8 protein-coding genes and 1 tRNA gene are annotated in these 10,369 nt (G+C 74.6%); 6 read left to right on the top strand and 3 right to left on the bottom strand.

Annotation, left to right across the window (positions count from 1 at the left end; translation table 11 throughout):
- Positions 1-135 precede the first annotated feature (135 nt).
- From ACJOT3_RS27315 to ACJOT3_RS27305, 3 genes are all read left to right on the top strand, one after another.
- A tRNA-Ile gene (locus tag ACJOT3_RS27315) sits at positions 136-209 on the top strand.
- Between the two features lie 284 nt (positions 210-493).
- A complete protein-coding gene (locus ACJOT3_RS27310; RefSeq protein WP_406975987.1) occupies positions 494-1,942 on the top strand; it encodes a phytoene desaturase family protein in 1,449 nt (482 codons plus the stop codon).
- A 109-nt stretch (positions 1,943-2,051) separates the two neighbouring features.
- Entirely contained in the window at positions 2,052-2,687 is a 636-nt protein-coding gene (locus ACJOT3_RS27305) for a hypothetical protein (protein ID WP_406975986.1), read from the top strand.
- Between the two features lie 62 nt (positions 2,688-2,749).
- On the opposite strand, the gene ACJOT3_RS27300 is transcribed toward ACJOT3_RS27305, so the two are convergent.
- Positions 2,750-3,811, bottom strand: coding sequence for a hypothetical protein (locus ACJOT3_RS27300; protein WP_406975985.1), 1,062 nt, complete (start codon positions 3,809-3,811; stop codon positions 2,750-2,752).
- 191 nt (positions 3,812-4,002) lie between these two features.
- Between ACJOT3_RS27300 and ACJOT3_RS27295 the strand changes: the two genes are divergently transcribed.
- Entirely contained in the window at positions 4,003-5,970 is a 1,968-nt protein-coding gene (locus ACJOT3_RS27295; protein ID WP_406975984.1) for a M3 family metallopeptidase, read from the top strand.
- Between the two features lie 106 nt (positions 5,971-6,076).
- On the opposite strand, the gene ACJOT3_RS27290 is transcribed toward ACJOT3_RS27295, so the two are convergent.
- Positions 6,077-8,320 carry a sensor histidine kinase gene (locus ACJOT3_RS27290; protein WP_489685964.1) on the bottom strand — a complete coding sequence of 748 codons (2,244 nt, stop codon included), beginning with the start codon at positions 8,318-8,320 and terminating at the stop codon, positions 6,077-6,079.
- On the bottom strand, positions 8,310-9,008 hold the full coding sequence (locus tag ACJOT3_RS27285) for a response regulator transcription factor (RefSeq protein ID WP_406975983.1): 699 nt from the start codon (positions 9,006-9,008) through the stop codon (positions 8,310-8,312). The genes ACJOT3_RS27290 and ACJOT3_RS27285 overlap by 11 nt, the downstream gene beginning before the upstream one ends.
- Positions 9,009-9,233: 225 nt before the next feature.
- Here ACJOT3_RS27285 and ACJOT3_RS27280 point away from each other — a divergent pair, with 225 nt between their 5' ends.
- Together ACJOT3_RS27280 and ACJOT3_RS27275 are read left to right on the top strand one after the other, a co-directional pair.
- Complete coding sequence (locus ACJOT3_RS27280) at positions 9,234-9,986, top strand: L,D-transpeptidase (protein ID WP_406975982.1); 753 nt, start codon at positions 9,234-9,236, stop codon at positions 9,984-9,986.
- Between the two features lie 62 nt (positions 9,987-10,048).
- On the top strand, positions 10,049-10,351 hold the full coding sequence (locus ACJOT3_RS27275) for a hypothetical protein (protein WP_406975981.1): 303 nt from the start codon (positions 10,049-10,051) through the stop codon (positions 10,349-10,351).
- Positions 10,352-10,369 lie beyond the last annotated feature (18 nt).

Raw genomic sequence — 10,369 nt, 5'->3', positions numbered from 1 at the left:
GGTGTCCCGAGCACTCCCGGGCGGCGGTAAAATCGGAGGTGGAGAGGGACGCGCGAGCCGCGTCCCGACTCCCGTCCGCCCCGGCAACCGGTTCGCCCCGGTCTCCCGGATGCGGTAGAGTTCCACACGGAACGAGGGCGTATAGCTCAGTCGGTTAGAGCGCATCCCTGATAAGGATGAGGCCCCAGGTTCAAGTCCTGGTACGCCCACCTCACTCCGGAACGACCCTGCTCGATGGCATTCGGCCATCCCGCCGGGTCGTTTCGTCGTTTCCCCCGGGGGCGCCCCCCCGACGAAGAACCCGCCGGTCATCCGGCGGGTTCTCGCATGTACGGGGACATGTCGATGGGACGACGTGTCGACAAGGCGGGAAGTCGGGGAACGGGAAACCGGCTCCGTCCGTTCGGCCCCGGACCGGGATGGGACGATGCCCTCTCATGGTGCGCATCGCACGAGCGGGGAGCCCCGGGGACCGGGGGACGGGAGGCGCCGGATGGCCGAGGCCGATGCCGCGGTGGTGGGCTCGGGCCCGAACGGGCTCGCGGCGGCGGTGACGCTCGCCCGGGCCGGGCTGTCCGTCGAGCTGTACGAGATGGGCGACACCGTGGGCGGCGGGCTGCGCGGGGCGCGGCCGTTCGACGCGGAGGTGGTGCACGACGTCTGCGCCGCCGTCCACCCGATGGCCGCGGCCTCCCCGTTCTTCCGCGCGTTCGACCTGGCCGCGCGCGGGGTGGAGCTGATCCGCCCCGAGGTGTCCTACGCGCATCCGCTGCCGGGCGGCACCGCCGCGCTGGCCTGGGCCGACCTGGAGCGGACCTGTGAGGGGCTGGGGGCGGACGGGCCGCGCTGGCGCCGCCTCATGGCCCCGCTGCTCGCGGAGGGCGGGGCGGTGGCCGACCTGGTGCTGTCCGACCTGCGGTCCCCGCCCGCCGACCCGGTCGCCGGGCTGCGGCTGGCCCTGCGGATGCTCCGGCACGGCACCGGTCGCGGACCGTTCGCCACCGAGCCCGCGCGCGCCCTGCTCACGGGCGTCGCGGGGCACGCGATCGGCCCGCTGCCCTCGCTCTCCGGCGCGGCGGTCGCCGTGCTCCTGGGCCACCTGGCGCACACGGCGTCCGGGTGGCCGCTGCCCCGCGGCGGCAGCGTCGCCATCGCGGACGCCCTGGTCGCCGATCTCGTCGCCCACGGGGGTGTCGTCCACACCGGCACCCGGATCCGGGACCTGCGGGAGCTGGGCGGGGCGCGCACGGTCCTGCTCGACGTCGCGCCCCGGGGCCTGCTGGAGATCGCCGGGGACCGGTTGCCCGCGGGGTACGCCCGGGCGCTGCGGCGCTTCCGGTACGCGCCCGGGGCGGCCAAGGTGGACTTCCTGGTGAGCGAGCCGGTTCCCTGGGCGGCGGCCGGGGTCGGGCGGGCCGGAACGGTCCACCTGGGCGGGACCCAGGCGGACATGTTCCGGGCGGAGACGGCGACCGCCCGCGGCCGGCGGGTGGACGACCCGTTCGTGCTGCTGGTCGACCCGGCCGCCACCGACCCGGACCGGGCCCGGCCCAGGCGGCGCCCGGTGTGGGCCTACGCGCACGTGCCCCATGGGGACACGGCGGACCCGGTGGACCTCGTCCGGCGCCGGATCGAGGCCTTCGCCCCGGGCTTCTCCGACACCGTCGTCGCGGCCCGGGGCGTCTCGGCCGCGGCCATGGAGGACTACAACCCCAACTACGTCGGCGGCGACATCGCCGCGGGGGCGATGTCCCTGCGCCAGACCCTGCTGCGGCCGGCCCCGCGGATCGACCCGTACCGGACCCCGCTGCCCGGGGTGTACCTGTGCTCGTCGTCCACACCCCCGGGCCCCGGGGTGCACGGGATGCCGGGCCACCTCGCGGCCCTGTCGGCCCTGCGCCGCGAGCACGGCGTGCGCACCCCGCCCTCGCTGGCACCGTGACCGGAGGCGGCCGGAGGGGCGGGGAACCGGGTCGGGGGCCGCGGCATCGAAGCGGGCGTCGGTCCCCCTCATCCCCCTCGTCGTCCTCGTCCTTGGAAGTGAGTGTTCCTTGAGCCACCCCCACGGCCGCCCCGCGGCGTCCCCCTACCGCGCGCGGGTCACCGTGGCTCCGCTGGCGCGCGCGTTCGGTTTCCTGATCCCCGTGCCGCTGGTGCTGGTGTCGCTGCTCTTCTACCTCGTCTTCGAGCCCGGGCCCGCGACCCTCTACGTGCTCCTGGTCTTCGGGATCGGACTGCTGGCGGCCCTGTGGGTGTCGCACATGGCCTCGGTCCGGATCCGGGTGCGCGACGGGGTGCTGACCCTGTCGAAGATGTCGTTCCTCCAGGTGCTGTGGCTGTTCGGCGGCGACGACGCGCCCGAGAGCGAGCACGCGCGGCTGCCCGTCGCGGAGATCTCCTACGCGGGCGGGGCCCGGTTCCGGGTGCGCGACTTCGCGCTGCGCACCGACGGGAACTTCACCAAGCGCCGTCCCGGCCAGGGCATGGAGTTCGTGACCCGGGACGGCCGCTACCTCATCGCCCGGGTCAAGGACGTGGACGGGCTCAAGCGCGTGCTGACGGCGCACGGCCTGCACCCGGCGGCCCTTCACGTGCCCTTCCCCGGCGGGGTGGGCAGCCCGGAGACGATGCGCGAGCAGCGGGCGCACCACCCCGGCCCGGCGGCTCCCCCGCACCACGGTCGCTGAACACCCGGGTCACCGGGTCACCGGGTCGACGGGTCGCCAGGTCGACAAGGGGACTTGTGTCCTCAGCGACCCGTCGACCGTTCCGTCTGCTCCGTCCGCAGGGCCCGCACCAGCCAGGAACCGGACTCGGCGGCCTCCGCGGCCCGGGCCCGCAGGGCCTGCCGGACCGCGGACAGGCCGGGGTCGCCGGTGCCGGACGGTACCGGCGGGCCCGCGGCCCCCTCGGTGCGGGCGAGCAGGTCGGCGTACGGGTCGGTGTCGTGGGCCCGGGCGCCCATGCGCTCCAGGTCCCGGTGGACCCGGAGCGCCTCGCGCACCGGGCGCAGCCCGCCCTGGATGCGCTGCACCGTCCGCTCGTCCTTCTTGCGGGCGTGCGCCACCACGTCGGCCCGGGAGCGCATCACCCGGCGCATCTCCGCCGACTCCACGGACCCCACCTCCCGGGCCAGGGCGGAGGTCCGGCGCATCCGGTCGGCCAGGATCCACTCCCATTCGCGCAGCGCGCCCAGCGTCTCGGCCGGGTCGTAGTGCGGGGCCAGCGCCCGCCCGGCCTCCTCCACGTCGGCGATGACCTTGCGGATCCGCTCCAGCCGCCGCTTCTCCTCACCGGCCAGTTCGTCGGCCGCGACGTACCGGTCGCGCGGGACCGCGGCGCGCACCGGTGCGCCGCCGAACAGGACGAAGAGCACCAGGAGCAGGATGTGGAGGAGCCCGGTGGACGCGGTCACCGAGCCGAACTGCCCGGCCATCCCCGCCGCCCACACCGACCACGGAAAGAGGTAGCCCACGCCGAGGACGCCGGCGCCGCGCAGGGAGGTGCCGAGGCTCTCGTCGGGCATCGGGCGGGCGACGTACAGGAACGCGCCCACCACCGCGGCGGACCACGCCGCCACGCCGCCCACGTTCTGCTCCAGCAGTCCCGCCGCCGTGATGATCCCCGCGCAGAGCGGGACCCCCACCAGGAGGCGTTCGAGGTAGGGGTGGCGCACGGCCGGCCCGGTGCCCGGGGCGGCGGGCGCCAGCCGGTCCGGGTTCTTCCGGACGATCTCCAGCACCCGTGCGGGCAGCAGCGGGTCGAACGCGACGGGGGCGGGCGCGGGGGCTTTGCGGCGGGACAAGGGCACCACTCGTTTCTCAGGGGGCACCGATAGGACGCGCGAGTCCACCCCCCGGTTTCCCCCGTACACCCGCGCGCCGCCCGCCCGGCCGCCCCTCCGCCCACCCCCGTCCATCCGGCCGAAAGCGAGGTGACGGGACGACCCGGGCACGGTAGAACGGCACGGAGACCGTCGCACGACCCCGAGGAGTCCGCACCTTGACCGACAACCCGTTCTTCGCACCCAGTGGTCTGCCCTACGGGCTCCCCGACTTCGCGAACATCCGCGAGGAGCACTTCGTCCCCGCCTTCGAACGCGGCATGGCCGAGCAGCTCGCCGAGATCGAGGCCATCAAGAACGACCCGGCCCCCGCCACCTTCGAGAACACCCTCGTCGCCCTGGAGCGCTCCGGTTCGGTCCTGCGCCGGGTCTCCAACGTCTTCTTCACCTTCGCCTCCTCCGACGCCACCGACCGCGTCAAGGAGATCGAGACGGAGATGATGCCCCGGCTCAGCGCCCACGCCGACGCCATCACCCTCGACCGCGCCCTGTGGGAGCGGATCGAGCAGGTGAGCGCCGACGCCCCCGAGGACGAGGCGCTGCTGGACCGCTACCGCACCGACTTCGTCAAGGCCGGCGCCCGGCTGGACGGCGACGCCCAGGACCGGCTGCGCGAGATCAACGAGGAGCTGGCCCGGCTGTCCACCTCGTTCGGCCAGAACGGGGTGGCCGCCGCCACCGAGTCCGCGCTGGTCGTGGCCGACGCCGCCGAACTCGACGGCCTGGACGGGGACCGCGTCGCCGCGGCCGCCCGCGAGGACGGCACCTACGTGCTGCCGCTGCTCAACACCACCGTCCACCCCGCACTGGCCCGCCTCACCGACCGGTCCGTGCGCGAGCGCCTCTACCGGCTCAGCGTCGAGCGCGCGCCGCAGAACGCCGGGATCGCCGCCCGCATGGCGGTCCTGCGCGCCGAGCGCGCCGCCCTGCTCGGCCACCCCGACCACGCCTCGCACAAGGTCGCCGACCAGACCTCCAAGACCCCCGAGGCGGTCGAGGAGCGGCTGGGCGCCATGGTCGAGCCCGCGGTGCGCAACGTCCTGCGCCAGACCGAGGAGCTCGCCGAGCTGGCCGGGCACCCCATCGAACCGTGGGACTGGCCGTTCTACGCCGAGCAGCTGCGCCGCGGCCGCTACGAGGTGGACGAGGCGGCGCTGCGCCCCTACTTCGAGCTGGACCGGGTCTTCACCGACGGCGTCTTCCACGCCGCCACCGGCCTGTACGGCATCACCTTCGCCGAGCGCGCCGACCTGTCCGGCTACCACCCGGACGTGCGCGTGTGGGAGGTGTCCGACGCCGACGGCTCCGGCCTTGGCCTGTTCCTGCTCGACCCCTACGCCCGGCCCACCAAGCAGGGCGGTGCGTGGATGCACAACCTGGTGGAGCAGTCCGAGCTGCTGGGCCAGAGGCCGGTGGTGGTCAACAACCTCAACATCACCAAGCCGGAGGCGGGCCCGACCCTGCTCACCCCGGACGAGGTCAACACCGCCTTCCACGAGTTCGGGCACGCCCTGCACGGCCTGTTGTCGGCGGTGCGCTACCCGCGCCTGGAGGGCACCTCGGTGCCGCGCGACTTCGTCGAGTACCCCTCCCAGGTGAACGAGATGTGGGCCAACCACCCGCAGGTCCTGGCCAACTACGCCCGCCACCACGAGACCGGCGAGCCGGTGCCCGCCGAGCTCATCGAGAAGCTGTCCGCGGCCGAGCGCTACGACCAGGGCTTCGCGACGGTCGAGTACCTGGCGACGGCGCTGCTGGACTGGTCCTGGCACCGGATCGCCCCCGGGCAGGACCCGGACCCGCAGACCTTCGAGGCGCAGGCGCTGGAGCGCTGGGGCCTGGCCCTGGACCTGGTACGCCCCCGCTACCGGACCGCGTACCTCCAGCACTGCTTCGCGGGCGACTACCACGCGGGCTACTACTCCTACGTGTGGAGCGAGGTCCTGGACGCCGACAGCGTGGAGTGGTTCACCGAGAACGGCGGCCTCACCCGGGAGAACGGCGACCGCTTCCGCAAGTACGTGCTGTCGGTGGGCGGCAGCGTCGACCCGATGGAGGCCACCGCGGAGTTCCTGGGCCGCGAGCCGCGCCTGGAGCCGCTGCTGCGCCGCCGCGGCCTGGTCTAGTTCCGGCGTTCCAGCCGGGGTTCCCGCGTTCCTGCGCCGGTCCCCCTCCGGAAGGCCGGCCGGGGGCGGCCACGGGCTGCTCCAGCGGCCGGTCCGACGGCCTGGTCTAACCGCGGTCGTCCCCGGCCGGTCCCCTCTCCGGGGGGCCGGCCAGGGGCAGCCGGAGGGTGAACGCCGTGCCCTCCCCGACCCTGCTGCCCACCGCCACCGTCCCGCCGTGCAGCTCCACCAGCCCGCGCACGATGGCCAGCCCCAGCCCGCTGCCGCCGGTGCGCCGGTTGCGGGACTTGTCCGCCCGCCAGAACCGGTCGAAGACGTGCGGCAGGTCCTCCTCGGCGATGCCGACCCCGGTGTCGGTCACCCGGAGCACCGCCTCCGAGCCCGCCCGGTGCGCCCGCACGGTGACGGTCCCGCCCTCCGGGGTGTGCCGCAGCGCGTTCCCCACCAGGTTGCCCAGCACCTGGAGCAGCCGGGTGCGGTCGGCCACCAGGGTCACGTCGCGGGTCTCGGCGACCAGCCGCACCCCGGCCTCCTCCGCGCGCAGCCCGTGGCCCGCCACCACCTGCTCGACCAGCGGTCCCACCTCCAGCGGCTCCGGGGACAGCCGCAGCCGCCCGGCGTCGGCCAGGGCGAGGTCCTGGAGGTCGTCGATGACCGCCTGGAGCAGCAGGGTCTCCCCCAGCAGCATCCCCATGCGGTCCGGCTCGGGTTCGACCACCCCGTCCTGGACGGCCTCCAGCCAGCCGCGCAGGTTGCTCAGCGGGGTGCGCAGCTCGTGCGACACGTCGCTGACCATCGCCTTGCGCTGTGCCTCGGCCCGCTCCAGGTGTTCGGACATCTCGTTGAACGCCTCCGCCAGGCGGCCGATCTCCCCGGAGTCGCGGACCTCCACCCGGGCGACGGGGCCGCCGCCCTCGCGCATCCGGTTCACGGCGTCGGTGAGCGCGTGGACGGGGCGCAGCAGCCGGGTGGCCAGGGTCGTGCTCACCACCACGGTCAGCACCAGGACCAGCAGCACCACTCCGCCCACGCGCAGCGCGCCCTCGCGGGACAGCGACAGCTCGGTCCCCGACCCCTCCGCGGGGTCGTCGATGAACAGCAGCGCGGCCGGGGCCACGTACGGGTCGAGCTGGGCGCGGCGGGCGGCGTCCATGCAGGACGCGGTCTCCGGCGGCACCTGGACCCGCGCCCACGCCGGGTTCTCGGCGTCGGAGGGGGCGGGGGTGGGAGCGGGGACGTCCGGGCCGGCGTCCCCGTTCCAGGGGGCCTGCGGCTCCTCCAGGCCCCCGTCGCCCGACTCCCCGGGACCCGTGTCCTCGGGGGGCCGCACCCCGGTGAACGGATCGTCCGGCTCGGGTACGCCGCCCTCCGCCTCCTCGGGCAGGCCGGGGTCCGGAGCGTCACCCGGGGGCGGGTCCTCGGGGTTCTCGGGGGCGGCCGGGGCCCGCGCCTCATCCGCGGCCCCGTTCATCGCGGCGTACTCTTCCCGGAGTTCCTCCAGCCGGGGGTCCATGATCGCAAGGCCCCCCGTGCGGCCGTCCATCGCGTACGTGAAACGCGTCCCGGAACCGGTCCCGCAGTCGGAGATCCGGGCGTTCAGGTCGGCCAGTGCCTCCTCCTCGCCCCCGACCGGCTCCGCCAGGGCGTAGAGGCCGCAGTCGGCCCACATGTACATGTCCGCCTGCTCCGTCCGGACCGTGGGGCGCCCGGTCGGCCCGGACACCACCTCCGCCGGAACGCCGTACATCGCTCGCAGGCATTCCGCCCCCCGCTCCGCGTCGGCGCGCACCAGCGCCCGCTCGTGGTCGGTCAGGGCGAAGGGCCCCACCGCCCGCGGGTCGATGCGGTCGTCGCTCCCGGCGGCCAGGGTCACGTCCACCGCCAGCGCGTCCACCACCGACGACGTCCGGGGCGGCAGCGGCGGCGGGTCCCCGGCCGCCCCCGCGGAAACGGCGGCGGAGTCGGCGATCACGGCCCGGCTCTCGGTGGTGAGGACGATCCGCCGCCCGGTCTCCTCGGCCAGGTCCCGGACGGTCTCCCCCACCCCCTCCCACCCCCGGTGGGTCGCCGCGTAGCCGACGAGGGTGTCGTGGATGTGGGTGTCCACCGCAAGGGTCTCGCCCTGCTGGACGGTGATGGACTCCGACGTCCGCTGCACCGCCAGCCAGGCCGTCGCGGTGATCGAGCAGACCGCCACCAGGACCGACCCCGTCAGCAGCCGGAACAGCAGGCCGTGCCGCAGGGACGCCCGCCGCCCGGTCCCGCGCCGCCCGGTCCCGCCCTGATCGGCTCTGCGCTGATCGGCTCTGCGCCGCCCGGTCCCGCGCCGCCCGGTCCGCTCAGAGGCCACGGTCGGACCCCGCCAGCTTGTAGCCGACCCCGTAGACGGTGACCAGCCGGACCGGCCGCCGCGGCTCGGGCTCGATCTTGCGGCGCAGGTTCTTGACGTGCACGTCGATGGTGCGCTCGGTGATGTAGCCGCTGATCCCGTGGATCTGCTCCAGCAGCTGGGTCCGGCTCAGCACCCGGCCCGGCCGGACGGCCAGCGCCCGCAGCAGCTGGAACTCCACGGGGGTGCACTCCACCGGCTCCCCGTCCACCCGCACCGCGTGCCGGGCCGGGTCCACGCTGATCGGGCCGGCGGTCAGCACCCGCTCCTCGTTCCGGACCGGGGTGCGCGAACGCCGCAGCAGCGTGCGCACCCGCGCCATCAGCTCGCGCGGGCTGTAGGGCTTGGTGACGTAGTCGTCGGCGCCCAGGTCCAGCCCGGTCAGCAGGTCCTCCTCGGTGGAGCGCGCGGTGAGCAGCAGCACCGCCACATCCGACTCGGCGCGCAACACCCGGCACGCCTCCAGCCCGCTCATCACCGGCATCATCACGTCCATGACGATCAGGTCGGGGCGGTCGCGGTGGTGCTCCTCCAGCACGGCGCGCCCGTTGTGGACCACACGGACCGTGTGGCCCTCGTGCTCCAGATAACGCCGGATCAGCTCGGCCTGGTTCACGTCGTCCTCGGCCACCAGGACATGCGCGCACACGTAGAGGGCCTCCGTTCGCCGACCGGGGGCGACGGCCCCCGCCATCGACGATCGTACGGGCGCCGCCCGGCCGCCCGCCGGGGCCGGCCGGGGCGCTCAGTAGTCGCCCCAGGTCGGAACACGGGACGCACACGGCGGCCACACGGGTTCTTCACATTCCTCGTCCACTCTTCATGGCGTCCGGCGAGGAGAGTCCCGCCGGGCCCCTCGACCGGATGGACCCCCATGCGCCGATCCCTGATGCCCCGCGGAACCGCCGGGACGCTGCCCGCCCTGGCCGCGATCGCGGTCCTGGCCGTCTCCACCGCCTGCTCGTCCCCGGACCCCGCGGAGGAATCCTCCGGGTCCGCCGGCCAGGCGGGAGAGGCCGCGGCACCCGAGGGCGCCTACATCGCCACGGCCGTCGGCGCCGAGGTCGAGGTCCGCTCCGAGCCGGACGGCGGCGAGGTGGTGCACACCCTCGCCAGCCCGAACGACTTCGGCGCAGACCGCACCTTCCTCGTCCGGCAGGTCCAGGGCGACTGGCTGGAGGTGCTCCTGCCGGTGCGGCCCAACGGGTCCACCGGCTGGATCGAGGCCGGCGACGTCGAGCTCACCGTCACCGCGTTCCGCGTGGAGATCGACATGTCGGAGTTCTCCTTCACCGTCATCGAAGGCGAGGAGGAACTCCGGACCGGCCAGATCGGCATCGGTACGACCGAGACGCCGACGCCGCCCGGTGAGTACTACTTCACCGAGCTGCTCCAGCCCTCGGACCCCGACGGCGACTACGGCGCCTACGCCTTCGGCCTCAGCGGGCACTCCGACACCCTGGAGACCTTCGCGGGCGGGCCCGGACAGCTCGCGGTGCACGGCACCAACGACGAATCGGGCCTGGGCGGCGAGGTCAGCCACGGCTGCATCCGGGTGTCCAACGCCGACATCTCGTGGATGGCCGAGCGGCTGCCGCTGGGCACCCCGGTCGAGATCACCGAATGACCGCTCACCGAGCGGATTCCCGAACACACCACAAGCCCACCGAACACGACAAGAGGACGACCATGCGAGTGAAGCCCAGACTGCTCCTCATCGCCGCCATGGCGGCCGCCTTCTTCGGCGCCGCCCCGGCGCTCGCGTCGGATGACGCGCCCGGCGGCGGCGACGCCCCGGTGGCGGCCCCGTCCGACTCCGCCAAGCCCAACCCGGAGGGCACGCCCGAACCGGACGAAGTCCCCCGCGACGAGAACGGCGACCCGATGCTCCCCACCGAGGAGGAGCTGGCCGAACTGGAGCGCGAACGGGAAGAGGCGGGGTACGCCGACCCGGCCCTGCCCATCCCCGAGAACCCCAACTACACCGGCTGAGCCTTTCCCATCCCGGTC

Origin of the sequence: Nocardiopsis protaetiae, from assembly GCF_045446735.1 — a bacterium.
GTDB classification, from domain to species: domain Bacteria; phylum Actinomycetota; class Actinomycetes; order Streptosporangiales; family Streptosporangiaceae; genus Nocardiopsis; species Nocardiopsis protaetiae.
This window is presented reverse-complemented; position numbering and strand designations above follow the sequence as displayed.

What these genes read in the sequence shown, in the direction of transcription:
- ACJOT3_RS27275 (WP_406975981.1), top strand. Translation starts at nt 10,049, where the DNA reads ATGCGAGTGAAGCCCAGACTGCTCCTCATCGCCGCCATGGCGGCCGCC.
- ACJOT3_RS27310 (WP_406975987.1), top strand. Translation starts at nt 494, where the DNA reads ATGGCCGAGGCCGATGCCGCGGTGGTGGGCTCGGGCCCGAACGGGCTC.
- ACJOT3_RS27280 (WP_406975982.1), top strand. Translation starts at nt 9,234, where the DNA reads ATGCGCCGATCCCTGATGCCCCGCGGAACCGCCGGGACGCTGCCCGCC.